Annotated in this window: 15 protein-coding genes; 4 read left to right on the top strand and 11 right to left on the bottom strand. The window is 74.7% G+C overall.

From position 1 onward, the window contains the following. Positions 1–1161 carry a HAMP domain-containing sensor histidine kinase gene (locus ABGB06_RS20475; RefSeq protein WP_347591415.1) on the top strand — a complete coding sequence of 387 codons (1161 nt, stop codon included), beginning with the start codon at positions 1–3 and terminating at the stop codon, positions 1159–1161. A 144-nt stretch (positions 1162–1305) separates the two neighbouring features. Continuing rightward, the gene (locus ABGB06_RS20480; protein ID WP_347591417.1) at positions 1306–2286 is read left to right on the top strand and encodes a teichoic acid biosynthesis protein C; all 981 of its coding nucleotides are present in this window, start codon (positions 1306–1308) and stop codon (positions 2284–2286) included. 86 nt (positions 2287–2372) lie between these two features. On the opposite strand, the gene ABGB06_RS20485 is transcribed toward ABGB06_RS20480, so the two are convergent. The 11 genes from ABGB06_RS20485 to hisI all read right to left on the bottom strand — a co-directional run bounded on the left by ABGB06_RS20485 (position 2373) and on the right by hisI (position 12561). Continuing rightward, the gene (locus ABGB06_RS20485) at positions 2373–3422 is read right to left on the bottom strand and encodes an NAD-dependent epimerase/dehydratase family protein (RefSeq protein ID WP_347591419.1); all 1050 of its coding nucleotides are present in this window, start codon (positions 3420–3422) and stop codon (positions 2373–2375) included. Positions 3423–3701: 279 nt separating this feature from the next. After that, positions 3702–4880, bottom strand: a complete 1179-nt coding sequence (locus ABGB06_RS20490; protein WP_347591421.1) for a DUF1266 domain-containing protein — start codon at positions 4878–4880, stop codon at positions 3702–3704. A gap of 164 nt (positions 4881–5044) precedes the next feature. Beyond that, positions 5045–5929: a tryptophan synthase subunit alpha gene (gene trpA / locus ABGB06_RS20495; protein WP_347591423.1), complete on the bottom strand. Its 885-nt coding sequence runs from the start codon at positions 5927–5929 to the stop codon at positions 5045–5047. Further along, positions 5926–7197, bottom strand: coding sequence for a tryptophan synthase subunit beta (trpB, locus tag ABGB06_RS20500; protein WP_347591425.1), 1272 nt, complete (start codon positions 7195–7197; stop codon positions 5926–5928). The genes trpA and trpB overlap by 4 nt, the downstream gene beginning before the upstream one ends. Positions 7198–7430: 233 nt before the next feature. After that, positions 7431–7703, bottom strand: a complete 273-nt coding sequence (locus ABGB06_RS20505) for a hypothetical protein (RefSeq protein ID WP_347591427.1) — start codon at positions 7701–7703, stop codon at positions 7431–7433. Between the two features lie 5 nt (positions 7704–7708). Further along, complete coding sequence (trpC, locus tag ABGB06_RS20510) at positions 7709–8515, bottom strand: indole-3-glycerol phosphate synthase TrpC (protein ID WP_347591429.1); 807 nt, start codon at positions 8513–8515, stop codon at positions 7709–7711. 155 nt (positions 8516–8670) lie between these two features. Further along, positions 8671–9072, bottom strand: a complete 402-nt coding sequence (locus ABGB06_RS20515; protein ID WP_347591622.1) for a DUF2752 domain-containing protein — start codon at positions 9070–9072, stop codon at positions 8671–8673. A gap of 255 nt (positions 9073–9327) precedes the next feature. Beyond that, positions 9328–9645 (bottom strand): HGxxPAAW family protein, encoded by a 318-nt coding sequence (locus ABGB06_RS20520; protein ID WP_347591431.1) that lies wholly within the window; start codon positions 9643–9645, stop codon positions 9328–9330. A 359-nt stretch (positions 9646–10004) separates the two neighbouring features. Continuing rightward, on the bottom strand, positions 10005–10622 hold the full coding sequence (locus ABGB06_RS20525) for a TIGR02234 family membrane protein (RefSeq protein ID WP_347591433.1): 618 nt from the start codon (positions 10620–10622) through the stop codon (positions 10005–10007). Further along, positions 10619–12172: an anthranilate synthase component I gene (locus ABGB06_RS20530; RefSeq protein WP_347591435.1), complete on the bottom strand. Its 1554-nt coding sequence runs from the start codon at positions 12170–12172 to the stop codon at positions 10619–10621. The genes ABGB06_RS20525 and ABGB06_RS20530 overlap by 4 nt, the downstream gene beginning before the upstream one ends. Positions 12173–12183: 11 nt before the next feature. Then, the gene (gene hisI, locus ABGB06_RS20535; RefSeq protein ID WP_347591437.1) at positions 12184–12561 is read right to left on the bottom strand and encodes a phosphoribosyl-AMP cyclohydrolase; all 378 of its coding nucleotides are present in this window, start codon (positions 12559–12561) and stop codon (positions 12184–12186) included. Between the two features lie 80 nt (positions 12562–12641). On the opposite strand from hisI, the gene ABGB06_RS20540 reads away from it, so the two are divergent. Both ABGB06_RS20540 and ABGB06_RS20545 read left to right on the top strand, forming a co-directional pair. After that, positions 12642–13274, top strand: a complete 633-nt coding sequence (locus ABGB06_RS20540; RefSeq protein ID WP_347591439.1) for a TIGR03085 family metal-binding protein — start codon at positions 12642–12644, stop codon at positions 13272–13274. 838 nt (positions 13275–14112) lie between these two features. Beyond that, a complete protein-coding gene (locus ABGB06_RS20545; RefSeq protein ID WP_347591441.1) occupies positions 14113–14910 on the top strand; it encodes a rhamnogalacturonan acetylesterase in 798 nt (265 codons plus the stop codon). Positions 14911–15511 lie beyond the last annotated feature (601 nt).

The raw sequence follows: 15511 nt of genomic DNA on the forward strand, positions 1-15511 counted from the left end.
GTGGGATTCCGTGAACTGCTCGGCGAACTGCCGCTGATCGCGCTGTACGCGGCGGTCGGCGCGGCCGTCGTCGGCGCGTTGGGCGCGCTGGTGCTGGTCAGCGTGCGCCGGCGCTCGGTGGCGGTGTCGCTGGCCGTGCTGATCGCCGTCACGGTCGGCGCGATGCTCGCCGGCACGCTGTCGGTGGCCTGGGCGATGTTCCTGTCCGCGCACGACCTCGCGGTGGTCGTCACGGTCGGCCTGGTCGGAGCGCTCGGCGCGACCCTCACGGCGCTGCTGCTCGGCCGCTGGGTGATCGGCGCGCACCGGGCGCTGGAGCGCGCCGCCCGCGCGATGGCCGAGCGCGACGGCGCGCGGCCCGGCGGGGCCGGTGCGCCGGGCGCGTTCCTGCCGCCCACCGCGCCGATGCCCGCCGAACTCGCCTCGCTGGCCCGTCAGCTGGCCGAGACCAGCGAGCGGCTGACCGCCTCCAGGGAACGCGAGCGCGCCCTGGAGTCCTCGCGCCGGGAGCTGGTCGCCTGGATCTCGCACGACCTGCGCTCGCCGCTGGCCGGGCTGCGCGCCATGGCGGAGGCGCTGGAGGACGGCATCGCGGAGGATCCCGACCGGTACCACCGGCAGATCCGCGGCGAGGTGGAGCGGCTCAGCGGGATGGTCGGCGACCTTTTCGAGCTCTCCCGCATCCAGGCCGGTTCGCTGGCCCTCGCCCCCACCCGGGTCTCCGCCTACGACCTGGTCAGCGACGCCATCGCCGGCGTGGACCCGCTGGCCAGGGAGCGCGGCGTGCTGCTGGCCGACCGCGGGGTCGAGCCGGTGCCCGTCGAGGTGGACGGCAAGGAGATGAGCCGGGTGCTGGCCAACCTGCTGGTCAACGCCATCCGCCACACGCCGACCGACGGCACCGTGGCCGTGGCCGCCAGCCGCCGCGCCGACTCGGTGGTGCTGTCGGTGACGGACGGCTGCGGCGGCATCCCGGACGGCGACCTGCCCCGGGTGTTCGACACGGGCTGGCGCGGCAGCGACGCCCGTACCCCGCCGGCCGGCGCGGGGCTCGGCCTGGCCATCGTGCGCGGCATCGTCGAGGCGCACGAGGGCCGCACCGGGGTGCGCAACGTGCCGGGAGGCTGTCGGTTCGAGGTGATCCTGCCGGCCGCCGGCTGAGCCTCACCGCGGCCTCCCAGTGCCCGTCTTCGACGCGGCCGTCACAGCCTCCCCACGCGACGCGCCCTGTCGCGCCAACCTCGTTGCATGCATCATCAGTTGGTCCGTGCTCGGGCACCGGGACGATCCACACTGGGAGGCTTCGTGTCAGAAGAGCGCGCGCAACGACGGATGAGCCGCCGCGGAGTGCTGCGGGCGGGCGGCGGGCTGGCCGCGGGAGCGGCGTTGGCGGTGGGCTACGGCGCGGACCGGGCCGCGGCCGCCCTGCCGACCTCGCAGCGCTTCGTGCTGAGCGAGCCCTCCTACGACCTGTTCCGCCACAAGCCGCTGCACAACGACACGGTGCAGCAGTCCTTCTGCTTCGACAACGTCAACCGCCGGCTCTTCGTCGCGCAGGTCCGCAACAGCACCGCCACCGAGGACGGGGACCTCTGCGTCACCGAGCTCGACTTCTCGGGCAACGAGCTGGGCTACATGTACCTCACCGGGTTCGGCCACGGCGTGTCCTTCGCGGCGCAGCCGGTCGGCGGCGACACCTACCTGTGGACCGAGACCGACACGAACACGGAGGGCCGCGGCGTGCGACTCGCCCGCTTCCGTTGGAGCAGCGGCAGCACGCTGGACCGCACCTCCTCGGCCCTGGCCAAGCACACGCCGGTGTCCGCCGACGCCATGACCTGCGCGATCGACACCGTCAACAACCGGATGGCGATCCGCTACGACGCCACCGACGGCGGCTTCCGGATGGCCGTCTTCGAGGTCGCCGACGTCGCCTCCGGTGACTACGGGAACAAGCTGGTGGACGTGGCGCTGCCGACCGGGCTCGGCACCTTCCAGGGATACACGCTGTACGGCCAGTACGCCTATCTGCTGACCGGGGACGCCTACAGCGACGACAACCCCGACGGCAACTCCACGGTGCACAGCGTGGACCTCAACGACGGCGGCCGGCTCGTCGAGAGCTTCCTGACGGGAGCCGGTTCCACGCTGACCCACCGCGAGCCGGAGGGCATGGCGCTGTACCGGACGGTGGCCGGCGAGACGCGGCTCTTCCTGGGCTTCGCCTCGGGCGAGACGGGCGACCGGCGCTGCAACATCTTCTACAAGAACGCGCTCGTCGACTGAGCTCGGCGGCGGACCGGACCCGCCCCGCCGCCCGCGCCCCACCCACGGCCGGGCGGCGGGGCCCCACGAGCACCCGGGCGGCCCGGTCAGACGGCGCGCAGCGGGGCCGTGGCGAAGCGGGCCACGCCCTCGGCGAAGGGCACCCGGGGCCGCCAGCCGAGCTCGGCCCGCAGCCGGGCCGAGGAGGCGGTGATGTGCCGCACGTCGCCCAACCGGTACTCGCCGGTCACCTCGGGCTCGGGGCCGCCGAACGCCTCGGCCAACGTGCGGGCCATCTCGCCCACCGTGTGCGGTTCGTCGCTGCCCGCGTTGTACGCGCGCAGCTCGCCGTCCCGGCACGCGTCGCCGGACGCGAGCGCGTCGAGCGCCGCCGCGTTGGCCGCCGCGATGTCCGCCACGTGCACGAAGTCGCGCCGTTGGGCGCCGTCCTCGAAGACCCGCGGGCGCTCGCCGCGCTCCAGCGCGGAGCGGAAGAACGAGGCGACCCCGGCGTACGGGGTGTCGCGCGGCATCCGGTCGCCGTAGACGTTGTGGTAGCGCAGGCTGATCGCCCGGCCGCCGGTGGCCCGGGCCCAGGCCGCGGCGAGGTGTTCCTGGGCGAGCTTGGTGGTGGCGTAGACGTTGCGCGGGTCGGTCGGGGCGTCCTCGCCGACCTCGCCGGGCGCCAACGGCGCGCCGCACTCCGGGCACGGCGGCTCGAACCGGCCGGCCGCCAGGTCCGCGGGCCGCCGCGGCCCGGGCCGCACCCGGCCGTGCCGGGCGCAGTCGTACCGGCCCTCGCCGTAGACCACCATCGACCCGGCCAGCACCAGGCGTCGCACCCCGGCCTCCGCCATGGCGGCCAGCAGCCGCGCGGTGCCGAGGTCGTTGACCTCCACATAGGCCGGCGCGTCGGCGAAGTCCCGGCCGAGGCCGACCATCGCGGCCTGGTGGCAGACCGCGTCCGCCCCGGCCAGCGCCCGCACCAGGTCGGCCGGATCGCGCACGTCGCCCCGCACCCATGCCACCGGCGGCGGCACGGCGTCGGGGTCGGGGCCCCTGGTGTCCAGCACCACCGGCTCCCGGCCGAGGGCGAGCAGTTCCTCCACGACGTGCGAGCCGATGAACCCGGCTCCTCCGGTGACCAGTACGCGCATGCCGGCCACGCTAGCCACGCGCCGCCGTCCAACGGCGCGCCGCGGGCGATACGTCAGCGTTCCGTAAGGTCACGGTGCGGCCGACCGCCGTCCGGGGCGCGGGGGGCGGTCACCGGCGGCGTCGGGCGGACGGCCCCGCCGGGCGATCGCGACGCCGGCCCGGTGGGGAGCGCCGACGTCGCGGGCGGCGCATGGGTCGAACGATTCCCCCGTGCCCGCGCGGCACGTGGCCAACTCGCCGCGGCAAGCGGCAAGCGGTCAGCGGTCAGCGGTCAGCGGTCAGCGGTGCTCGCGGTCCCGCTCCGGACGTTCCCAGTCGACCTTCCAGGGAACGCTCAGCCAGGGGCTCTCCGGGTCGGTGGTGAGGATGCGGTAGACGGTCACCATGTCCGTGTACCACTCGCCGAACTCCTCGCTGTCGAAGTGCAGACAGCGGCCGAGGATGAAGCCGACGGCGAAGTCGCCCCAGGAGGCGTACACCTGACGGCTGGCCTCGCCGGCGCGCAGCAGCGCCCGCTCGGTCTCGGAGACGTCGCAGAAGCGGGCGCCGAGCCCCCAGCGGGCCATGCACGAGGCGCGGCCGAAGTCCCAGGCCAGCACGGAACGGACGCAGGCGTCGTCGTCGAGGATGCCGTCGGCGCGGAACCGCGCCTCGTAGCGCAGCATCCGGCCGATCAGGCCCTGCACCAGGGCGATGTCGGCGTCCAGGTCGAACTCGGGCGGCCGTCCCGTCTGGTCGACCAGTTCGGCGGTCCGGGACAGCAGCACCCGTTCGGCGGTCTCCCGCCACTGCGCCGCGCCGGGCGTGGTGCGGTACTCCTGGATCAGCGCCTGCCGCACCCGCAGCACGAACTCCCACACCGGAGAGGTCAGTTCGCCGTGCAGCAGGCTCTCCTGCGCGCGCTGCCACTGCTCCCGGCTGGCGATGTCCCACCACTGCCGCAGCCGGGTCTTCTCCTCGGTGTAGCCGCCGTACTGCCAGCCCAGGTGGTTCCATATCTCGCCGTTGTTGACGAGCAGCAGCGCGCCGCAGGCCATGCCGTGCGCCAGGGCGTCGTGCCGGGGCCCCGTCCACAGCGACTTCAGCCGCGGTTCCGGCTCCGCCCGCTTGGCGTACCGCTTCCAGCGCTTGGGGTCGGCGGGCAGGAACGTCTCCACCGGGGTGCCGGGGTTGACCGCGAGCCAGCGGATGGTGCCGGACCATCCCCTGGCGAGCGAGGCCAGCTCGGCCCGCTCGAAGACCTGGCCGCCGTTCGGGGCCGGCACCATGCCGCGGGTGAAGACGGCGAGCGACAGGCCCTCGAAGCGCGGGTCGCGGAACGGGCTGAAACGGATGCGGTCGGGCAGCGCGTCGGACAGCTCGCGCGACTGCGGCAGGAACAGGTCGGTGGCGGCCAGCACCGCGAAGTACCCGGCCCAGTCCTCGCGCAGCCCGGCGTCGTAGAGGTCCCGTTCCACGGCCGTGGGGGGCTCCCAGCGTGGGTCTGCTCGCCCTGCGTCGTCCCCCGAGTCCGCCGCGTCACCCTGGCTCCACATGGGCCACGACCCTATACGGCGCCGGGGGGCGGTCGGAACGCGGGCCGGCGGGCCCGTCCCGCGTCCCGACCGCGGTGGACGACTGGTCAGGCGGCGTCGGAACCGGCCGCCCCGTCCGGGCCTCCGGTCCTGGTGGTGCCGCGCGCCAGCTCGCCGGCCAGCTCCCGCACCGCGCGCAGCGCCGCCGCCTCGTCGTCGGCGTTGTCCAGCACCCGGCTGACGAACGCGGAGCCGACGATCACGCCGTCGGCGAACGCCGCGACCTCGGCCGCCTGCCTCGCGTTGGACACGCCGAGCCCGACGCACACGGGCAGCCGGGTGGTGGCCCGGGTGCGGCGCACCAGGTCGGCGGCCTCCCGGCTGACCGACTCCCGGGTGCCGGTGACGCCCATCAGCGAGGCCGCGTAGACGAAGCCGCTGCCGGCCGCGGTGATGGTGGCGAGCCGGTCGTCCCGGCTGCTCGGGGCGACCACGAAGACCGTGGCCAGGCCGTGCTGTTCGGCCGCCTTCCGCCAGGCCTCCGACTCCTCCACCGGCAGGTCGGGCAGGATGCAGCCGGCGCCGCCCGCGGCGGCGAGCTCGGCGGCGAACCGCTCGGGGCCGTACCGGTCCACCGGGTTCCAGTAGGTCATGCAGAGCACCGGGACGCCGGTGGCGGCGTGCACCTCGCGGATGGTGCGCAGCACGCCGGCGATCCGGACGCCGCCGCGCAGCGCGATGTCGTCGGCGGTCTGGATGACCGGGCCGTCCAGGACCGGGTCGCTGTGCGGCAGCCCGATCTCCAGGACGTCGCAGCCGCCCTCGACCATGGCGGTGGCCAGCCGGATGCCGCCGTCCACCGTGGGGAAGCCGGCGGGGAAGTAGCCGATGAGGGCGGCCCGGCCGGCCTCGCGGGTCGCCGCGAGCGCGGCGCCCAGCGCCTCCGCGCCGGTACGGGTGCCGGTGGTACTGCCGCTCGTGGTGTCGCTCATCGCGCCTCTCCCTTGCCGCGCTCGCCGTGCCCGCCCCGCTCCGCGTCGTACAGCCCGAAGTAGCGGGCGGCGGTGTCCATGTCCTTGTCGCCGCGCCCGGACAGGCTGACCAGCACCAGCCCCTCGCGGCCCAGTTCGCGGCCCACGTCGAGGGCACCGGCCAGCGCGTGCGCGCTCTCGATGGCCGGGATGATGCCCTCGGTGCGGGACAGCAGCCGCAGCGCCAGCATCGCCGCCTCGTCGGTGACGGGCCGGTAGCTGACCCGTTCGGTGTCCTTCAGGTACGCGTGTTCGGGACCGATGCCCGGGTAGTCCAGGCCGGCCGAGATCGAGTACGGCTCGGTGATCTGGCCCTCCTCGTCCTGCAGCACGTAGCTGCGCGAGCCGTGCAGGATGCCCGGCTCGCCGGCGGTGAGGGTGGCGGCGTGCTCGCCGGACGTCAGGCCACGCCCGGCGGCCTCGCAGCCCACCAGCCCGACCTCCTGGTCCGGCAGGAACGCGTGGAACAGCCCGATGGCGTTGGACCCGCCGCCGACGCAGGCGACGGCGGCGTCCGGCAGCCGGCCGGCGCGCTCCCTGATCTGCCGCCTGGCCTCCACGCCGACCACCCGCTGCAGGTCGCGCACCAGGGCGGGGAACGGGTGCGGCCCGGCGACGGTGCCGAACAGGTAGTGGGTGCGGTCCACGTTGGCCACCCAGTCGCGGAACGCCTCGTTGATCGCGTCCTTCAGGGTGCGGCTGCCGGAGGTCACCGGGATCACCTCGGCGCCCAGCATCCGCATCCGCGCGACGTTCAGCGCCTGCCGCTGGGTGTCGACCTCGCCCATGTAGATGGTGCACTCCAGGCCGAACAGCGCGCAGGCGGTGGCGGTGGCCACGCCGTGCTGGCCCGCGCCGGTCTCCGCGATGACCCGGGGCTTGCCCATCCGGCGGGTCAACAGGGCCTGGCCCAGCACGTTGTTGATCTTGTGGGAGCCGGTGTGGTTGAGGTCCTCCCGCTTGAGGAAGACCCGGGCTCCACCGGCGTGTTCGGCGAACCTCGGTACCTCGGTCAGCGGGCTGGGCCGGCCGGTGTAGTTGACGAGCAACTCCTCCAGCTCGGCGGCGAAGGCCGGATCGGCCTTGGCCTTCTCGTACTCGGCGGCGACCTCCTCGACGGCGGCCCGCAGGGCCTCCGGGACGAAGGTGCCGCCGTAGGCGCCGAAGTACCCTCCGGCGTTCGGCACCGACCCCTCGGGGTCGGGATGGAAGAAACGTTCATCGGACATGACTGAGCCCTCCGGGGCAGCAGCAGAACGGATTTCGACGGGAACGCGAAAAGAACGCGAAAAGGAAGACGGGCGGGCGCCGACGGACGACGACGCGGACCCGGTGGCGGGCGCGGTGCCCGGTCAGGCCCGGCGGCGCGCGGCGCCACGCGACGACGGCGCCCCGGCCTCGGACCGGCCCGGCACGACGGCCGGGCGGTGCCCCGGGGTGCGCACGCGGGCGCGCACACGCGCTAGCGCCATCGCCGTCCCCTGGTCTGCCCGGGCTCGCAGCCGATGTGGTAGCGCACGCGCCGGCCGAGTATCCGACGGGCGGGCGCCCGGCAGCCGCGCGGCCCGGCGCCCCGCGCGAGTCCGGAGAACCGGTCCCCGGGGCGGGCGGCGGCGGTGACCGCGAGCCCCGCGGCGCCGCGGGGGGCCAACGAGAGGTGGCCGCGGGCGCGCGCGGGCGTCCGGCGGGGCGGGTTCGCCGCCCCGTCCGCCCGGCTCGCGCGTGGCCCGTGCATCGCGATCAGCGGCCCTGCCGCAGCGCGGGGTGAGCGCCGGCGGCGACCAGGTCGGCCACGGCGGCGCGCGGGTCGCGGCCGGTCACCAGGGACTCGCCCACCAGCACCGCGTCGGCCCCCTCGTTGGCGTACGCGATCAGGTCGTGCGGCCCGCGCACCCCGGACTCGGCGATCTTCACCACGTCGTCGGGGATGGTGGGCGCGACCCGGGCGAACGTGTCCCGGTCCACCTCGAGCGTCCGCAGGTCCCGGGCGTTCACCCCGATGATCTTCGCCCCGGCGTCCAGGGCGCGGACCGCCTCGTCCTCGTCGTGCACCTCGACGAGTGGCGTGAGGCCGATCGACACGGCCCGCTCGACCAGCGACACCAGGGCCGACTGCGGCAGCGCCGCGACGATCAGCAGGACGAGGTCCGCGCCGTGCGCCCTGGCTTCCCAGAGCTGGTAGGAGCTGACGATGAAGTCCTTGCGCAGCACGGGCACGTCGACCCTGGCGCGGACGGCGGCCAGGTCGGCGAGCGATCCGCCGAAACGGCGGCCCTCGGTCAGCACCGAGATCGCCGCGGCGCCGCCCGCCTCGTAGTCGGCGGCCAGTCCGGCCGGGTCCGCGATCGCGGCCAGCGCGCCCTTCGACGGGCTCGACCGCTTGACCTCGCAGATGACGGCGACGCCCTCGCCCTTGAGCGCGGCTACTCCGTCCCTGGCCGCCGGGGTTCGCGCGACGGTCTCCTTGAGGTCGTCGAGGCTGACGCGCGCCTGCCGTTCGGCGAGGTCAGCGCGGACTCCTTCGATGAGCTCGTCGAGCACACTCACGCGAGCGGCCCCTTTCCGTGTCGAGGTGCCTGCCGGCGACCCGGTCGATGCGCCCGGGGACGAAGGCGACGGGGACAGACACACCGATGGTATAGGTCGGTAGGCAGAGGTTCGCACCTGCCCACCCACCGGGACGGCGGCGTCCCGACGGCTGGTCAGGGTGCCAGCGCGGCGCCCGGCGGCAGGTTCCTGACCAGGGTGAACGCCGCGACGAGCAGGGACGCCGCGAGGACCGCGGCGCGGCCCGTCGGCCGCCCGACGGTCGACCACCGGCGCGGGCGGGGCGGTGCGCCGGGCCGTCCGCGCGCGGCCCGCAGCAGCCACGTGAGCAACGCCACGGTGAGCGCGGCCAGCACGGCGACGGCCAGCGCGTTCGCCCCGAGCGCGGCGGCCAGGTCCCCGTGCGCCAGGGCGTGAGCGCTGCGCAGCCCGCCGCAGCCGGGACAGGACAGCCCGGTGAGCGCGGCCACCGGGCAGGCCGGGTACCGTCCCGGCCGGTTCGGATCGACCGCGCCGACGTAGCCGAGCGCCGCCGCTCCCGCGCCCAACGCGACCAGCGGCGCGGCCGTCCGCGCCGCGAGGGAGCGCGGGGGCGTGTCCCGGGGTGTGCGCACCCGGCCAGCCTCCCCAGCACGCCGGAGCGCCGCAACCGAACGGGCGGCGGCACCGCGCGGGCTACGCCGGGTGGCCGAGCGGAGGACGCCGACCGGCCGGCGAGCCGGCCGGTCGCGGCGCGCTCGGACCGCAGGGTGGACGGGGCGCGGGAGACGGTGGACGCGGCGTGCCGACCGCGCCCGGGAGGCGACCCGTGGTCAGCCGGCGGTGGCCTCCGCCGGTGCGGAGGTGGCCGGGGCCACCGGGGCGCCCTCCTCGGCCTGGACCGCCACGACGGTGGGCTCGGCCCCGGCCCGGGCCGCGGGCCGGGCCGGAGCGGCCGGCTCCTGCCCGAGACCCATGGCGCGCATGACGAGGCCGACGATGACGCCCAGGGCGACGATGCCGCAGCTCGCCGCCACGCCCAGCAGCTCGGCCCGCACCGTGAAGAGTCCGCCGACGCAGAAACCGATGATGATGATGACGACGCCCGTCCAGGCGGCCGGGGAATTTCCGTGGTGGTAGTTGCCCGCCATTGTGCGTGCTCCTCGTGTCTGGCGATCCGTGGTCGCGGGCCGGTCGCGTTTCGATGCCGCGCCGCGCGTCCGTGAACGATTCTGACAGGCGCCGACCACGGTTCGGTCCCCAGGTCCCCAAGGTCCCCCGGGTCCAGACGGGCGGTACGCGGTCATGCCCCGCTGCCCCGGCACGAGCCGTCCGCCGCGCTCCCCCGGCCAGCCCTCACCGGACGCAGGTCGACCGGCCGCCGCCGTCGACGGCGAACGCGCCGACCGTGGCGTTGCTCACATGCTGCCGCGGGCGCGGCCGCCGAGCGGTGGTCAGGGCCACCGCGCACGGCGCCACCACGGGCCAACGCCGCCGGCAAGGCATTCGCTCAGGTCGTCGGATCCTCGCCGCGGTCGAGCGCCCGCCACATGTCCTCGGGGCGGTCCGGGTCCGGGCGGCGGGAGACCCGGCGGGTCCCGGCGCGCTCGTACCGTCCGGACATCGCGGGCCAGTGCCGCCCGTAGCTCAGCGCCAGCAGCCCGGCGCACAGCAGCAGCAGGCCGCCCACCGCGGACGCCCACGGCCAGCCCGTGTGGCTGACGCTGGTGACCGACGCCTCGGTCAGGCCCATCGCCTCGGCCGCCCGGGACTCCAGGGCCTCCGTGTCGCCCGAGCCCAGCAGCGCCGCGCCCACCGCGCCGGCGCCGCTGAGCGCCAGCACGGACGCGACGACCATCCGCCCGGTGCGCCGCACCGCGAACACCGCGACCAGCGAGGCCAGGCCGACCAGCGCCAGCGCGCTGGACAGTCCCGACACGTCGCCGCCGCTCGCGGTCACCGGCAGCTCCACGCCGCCCATCGCCGCCTCGGCCTCACCCCAGGTCTGGCCCGAGGCGATCAGCACCACCGTCGCGCCGGCCGCGCCGCACAACAGCGCCAGCGCCAGGGCGCGACGGGTCGCGCGCTGGCCGTCCTGGCTGTCGTCCTCGGCGGGGTCACGATTCACCCTTCAACGCTACCGCGCAGTCGGGAAGCCGCCGCCACCGCCCTGAGGACCGCCGCCGCCTTGTTCCGGCACTCGGTGTCCTCGGCGATCGGATCCGAGTCCGCGACCACGCCCGCGCCCGCCTGCACGTAGGCCGTGCCGTCCCGCACCAGCGCCGTACGGATGGCGATCGCGGTGTCCGCGTCGCCCGCGAAGTCCAGGTACCCGACGCAACCGCCGTACAGGCCGCGCCTGGTCGGCTCCAGGCGCTCGATGATCTGCATGGCCCGCGGTTTGGGCGCCCCCGAGAGCGTGCCGGCCGGGAAACAGGCGGTCAGCGCGTCGAACGCGGTGTGCCCCGCCGCCAGCCGCCCGGTGACGGTGGAGACGATGTGCATCACGTGGCTGTAGCGCTCGACGGACATGAAGTCCACGACCTCCACCGTGCCCGGCTCGCTGACCCGGCCCAGGTCGTTGCGGCCCAGGTCGACCAGCATCAGGTGCTCGGCGCGCTCCTTCGGGTCGGCCAGCAGCTCCTCCCCGAGCGCCGCGTCCTCGGCCGGGGTGGCGCCGCGCGGCCGGGTGCCGGCGATCGGGTGCAGCATGGCCCGGCCGTTCTCGACCTTGACCAGCGCCTCCGGGCTGGAGCCGACCACGTCGAACCCCGGGGCGCCGTCCTGCCCCGCGAACCGGAAGAGGTACATGTACGGGCTGGGGTTGGTGGCCCGCAGCACCCGGTAGACGTCGAGCGCGCTGGCGGCGCACGGGGTCTCGAAGCGCTGCGAGGGAACGACCTGGAACGCGTCACCCGCGCGGATGTGCTCCTTCACCGTCTCCACCGCCTCCTGGAAGGCGGGACCGCCCCACTCCGCGGTGTACGGCGGCAGTTCCGAGGGCGGCAACGGCACCGCGCCGGCGGGCACCGGGCGGACCAGGTCCGCGGCCATCGCGTCCAGCCGCGCCACGGCGTCGGCGTACGCCTCGTCCACCCCGGTGTCCAGGTCGTTGTGGTTGATCGCGTTGGCGATCAGCAGCACCGTGCCGTCGCGGTGGTCGAGGACCGCCAGGTCGGACGCGAGGAGCATGGTCAGCTCCGGCAGCCCCAGGGCGTCCCTGGCGCTGTCGCCGATCGACTCCAGCCGGCGCACGACGTCGTAGCCGAGATAGCCGACCATGCCGCCGGTGAACGGGGGCAGCCGCGGATCACGCGGGGTGTGCAGGGCCTGGAGGGTCTCGCGGAGCACGTCCAGCGGCTCGCCCTCGGTCGGCACCGAGACCGGCGGATCGCCCAGCCAGTGCGCCCGCCCGTCGCGGACGGTGAGGGTCGCCGCGCTGCGCACGCCGACGAACGAGTACCGGGACCAGGTCCTGCCGTTCTCCGCGGACTCCAGCAGGAAGGTGCCAGGTCGTTCGCCGGCCAGCTTCCGGTACAGCCCGACCGGGGTGTCACCGTCCGCGAGCAGGCGCCGGGTGACCGGTATCACCCGGCGGTCCTTGGCCAGCACCCGGAAACGGTCGAGGCTGACCTCGGCGTCGCCGGCGCCGGGAGTGGCGTTCGTCACGCTCGTCATGCCGCAGCAGCTTAGTCGCCGAGCGGCAACGCGCCGGAGTCGAAGCAGGTGCGGTCGCCGGTGTGGCAGGCCGCGCCCACCTGGTCAACCTTGACCAGCACCGCGTCACCGTCGCAATCCAGTGCGACGGACTTGACGTACTGCACGTGCCCCGAGGTGTCGCCCTTGGCCCAGTACGCGCGGCGGCTGCGGCTGTAATAGGTGCAGCGCCCCGAGGTGAGGGTGCGGCGCAACGCCTCGTCGTCCATCCAGCCGAGCATCAGCACCTCGCCGGTGTCGTACTGCTGGGCGATGGCGGCGACCAGGCCGTCGGGGGTGCGCTTGAGCCGCGCCGCGATCGCCGGATCCAGGCGGGCGGCGTCGGCGGGCTGTGGAGATGCCGGGGACATGACCCCATTCTGCCGCCCCGCGGCACCGGCTCGTCGTCCGGACGGCCGCGTTTCCGAGGGCCGCGCCGTAGGGTGGGGGCATGTCTACCCATGCCAAGCGGGAACGGCTGCTGTTCGCGGATCTGCTGGAGAGCGTGGGGCCCGAGGCGCCCACCCTCTGCGAGGGCTGGACGACGCGCGACCTGGCCGCGCACGCGGTGGTGCGGGAGCGCCGGGCGGACGCCGCGGGCGGCATGCTCATCAAGCGGCTGGCGCCCCGCCTCGAAAGGGTGCAGGGCGAGTTCGCCGCCCGGCCCTACGAGGAGCTGGTGCAGCTCATCAGGACCGGCCCGCCCCGGGTCTCGCCGTACGCGCTGAAGCAGGTCGACGAGGCGGCGAACACCGTCGAGTTCTTCATCCACGCCGAGGACGTGCGCCGCGCCCAGCCGGACTGGACGCCCCGGGAGGTGGACCAGGTCTTCGCGGACGCGCTGTGGCGGCGCCTCGAGCGGGGCGCCCGGCTGATGGGTCGCCGCAGCCCGGTGGGCCTGGTGCTGCGACGGCCGAACGACCAGACCGCGGTGGCCCACCGGGGCACGCCGGTGGTCACCGTCACCGGCGAGCCGGGCGAGCTGCTGATGTTCGTCTCCGGCCGCCAGGCCGCGGCACGGGTCGAGGTGACGGGCGACGAGAACGCCGTGGCCAAACTCCGCCAGGCAAAGCTCGGCCTCTGACCCCGCCCACCCCACCGCCCACCTGAACGGCGCGCCAGCGCCGCACTGACCCTCCGCCTGCCCCGAAGGACCCTGCTCACCTCCCCACCAGCGACGACCCCCACCACATCCGTCTGGTCGCCGCCATCCCCCAGCAGTAGCCGTGCTGATGCCCCGCTGGACGAACGACGAGGCACTGCGCCGCACCCTCACCTCGGAAGGCCGCACCCCGGGCTGCGGCCACCACGACCCGCCACCCCGCGGCGCAGCGCTCCACCCGCCCGAGCCCGGGCTCGGGCCCGGCGGCAAACCGACCCGTGCCGCAGCCGCGAGGCACCGCATGACGACGGTCGCCCAGTCCCGCCCTTCGGGACGGCGCGACGTGCGGCAACCGCGACAACCCACCACGGCAACCACGGCCCTCCGCCACACGACCGCGTAGCGCACCCGCACACCGCGTGACGACACCGTCCGAGACCCGTTCCCCCGGGGCGCGCCCCGGGCCATGCCCGCCACGACCGCTGACCGCCGCACGGCCCAGCGCTCCGCCCCACCCGAGTTCGAGCCCGGGCTCGGGCCCGGCGGCAAACCGACCCGCGCCGGGCGACCCCCGCGAACACGAGTCGGGAACCGGCTGACGACGCCCGCCCGGACGTCCGTCGGCGGGTCGACGCCACCCGGACACCCCACACACCCGTGCAACGGGCCCGCCGCACGGGAACCGCATCCGCAACACTCACCCGACCCCGCCACATCTCATTCGTGGAAAGCGCTTGCCATGTACGCGACTTGAGGCGTTAAATGAATCGATTCACGGTCTACTCGACCCGCGAATCCCGATCAGAGACGGGAGTGACGGATGAGAGGCACCTTCAGAGCCGTGGCGGCCGGGCTCACCACCCTCGTCGCGGCGACCACCGTGGGACTGGCGACGTCCGGCGACGCGGGGGCCTCGGACGGCCCGACCGTCTACATCGCCAGCGACTCCACCGCGCAGACCTACAACGCCTCCTACGCACCCCAGGCGGGCTGGGGACAGATGCTCGACCGCTTCTTCGACGACACGGTGACGGTCGCCAACCACGCGATCGGCGGCCGGAGTTCCCGGTCGTTCATCGAGGAGGGACGGCTGGACACGATCCTCAACGAGATCCAGCCGGGCGACTACCTCTTCGTGCAGTTCGGCCACAACGACGCCAGCTGGGACAAGCCCGAGCGCTACACCCCGCCCGAGGACTACCAGGAGTTCCTGCGCAACGACTACATCGCGGGGGCGCGCGACCGCGGCGCCATCCCCGTGATCGTCACGCCCGTCTCGCGACGCGACTACGACCCGGCGACGGGGAAGTTCAACGTCTCCTTCCCCGAGTACGTCGACAAGGCCGTCGAGGTGGCCGCGCAGGAGGACGTGCCGCTGGTGGACCTCTCCGCCTCCAGCCGCGCCTATCTGGACGCGATCGGCCCCGAGGCCGCCAAGGACGTGTTCCTGTGGACCGATCCGGGCGAGTATCCGAACCGCCCGGACGGCACCCAGGACAACACGCACTTCCAGGAGTACGGCGCCATCGAGATGGCGCGCCTGGTCGCCACCGACGTCGCCTCGCTCGACGTGCCGCTGGCCGGCCACGTCGAGGGCATCGGCGCCGCCGTGCCGTAGGCCGCCCATCCAGACCGCCCGCCCCCGGCGAGCGGGTCACAGCGCGGAGTCCGCGCCGCCGCGTGGGGCGGCACGGGCTCCGCGCCCCGAGCCGGCCCGGGCGCCCAACAGCCCCCAACAGCGGGGCGCCCGGGCCTTCCACACGACGGTCGCGCGCGGCCACCCGCCGCCTCACGACGCACCGAACCCGACATCACGGGCCTGACCGGTGCCGTGCGCCGCGCGGGAACCAGGGCGGGTGGTGTGGATCTTCGACCGCGAAGATCCACACCACCCGCCCTCCGTTGTTCCCCGCCGGAAGGGCTTGACGCGGCGGAGTCGCCGTTGTCAGACTCCCCCCATCTCAGAAAGCGCTTGCCACCCGTGGCGGCGAACCCCTCCGCCCCGCCCCACCCGGGCACCGTCGGCACACGGACGGCTACGAAATGAATCGATTCACCTCGGCAACACCCCCGCCACCAAGCAGCGAACCGCACACCCGCGGCGCATCCAACATGACCGACGTGTCAGTTACTTGCCACACGTCCAACAGATCACTTTAGCGTTTCCGAAAAGTTATCGGCCGCCAGGTTGCCCTGCCCGAGGCCGACGGTATTGTAAC

This window comes from Streptomyces sp. B6B3, from assembly GCF_039871525.1.
Lineage (GTDB): Bacteria > Actinomycetota > Actinomycetes > Streptomycetales > Streptomycetaceae > Streptomyces.

Coding starts and splice junctions, on each gene's coding strand:
- ABGB06_RS20485 (WP_347591419.1), bottom strand. CDS start 3,422: ATGCGCGTACTGGTCACCGGAGGAGCCGGGTTCATCGGCTCGCACGTC.
- ABGB06_RS20530 (WP_347591435.1), bottom strand. CDS start 12,172: ATGACGAGCGTGACGAACGCCACTCCCGGCGCCGGCGACGCCGAGGTC.
- hisI (WP_347591437.1), bottom strand. CDS start 12,561: ATGTCCCCGGCATCTCCACAGCCCGCCGACGCCGCCCGCCTGGATCCG.
- ABGB06_RS20540 (WP_347591439.1), top strand. CDS start 12,642: ATGTCTACCCATGCCAAGCGGGAACGGCTGCTGTTCGCGGATCTGCTG.
- trpA (WP_347591423.1), bottom strand. CDS start 5,929: ATGAGCGACACCACGAGCGGCAGTACCACCGGCACCCGTACCGGCGCG.
- ABGB06_RS20520 (WP_347591431.1), bottom strand. CDS start 9,645: ATGGCGGGCAACTACCACCACGGAAATTCCCCGGCCGCCTGGACGGGC.
- trpB (WP_347591425.1), bottom strand. CDS start 7,197: ATGTCCGATGAACGTTTCTTCCATCCCGACCCCGAGGGGTCGGTGCCG.
- ABGB06_RS20545 (WP_347591441.1), top strand. CDS start 14,113: ATGAGAGGCACCTTCAGAGCCGTGGCGGCCGGGCTCACCACCCTCGTC.
- ABGB06_RS20505 (WP_347591427.1), bottom strand. CDS start 7,703: ATGCACGGGCCACGCGCGAGCCGGGCGGACGGGGCGGCGAACCCGCCC.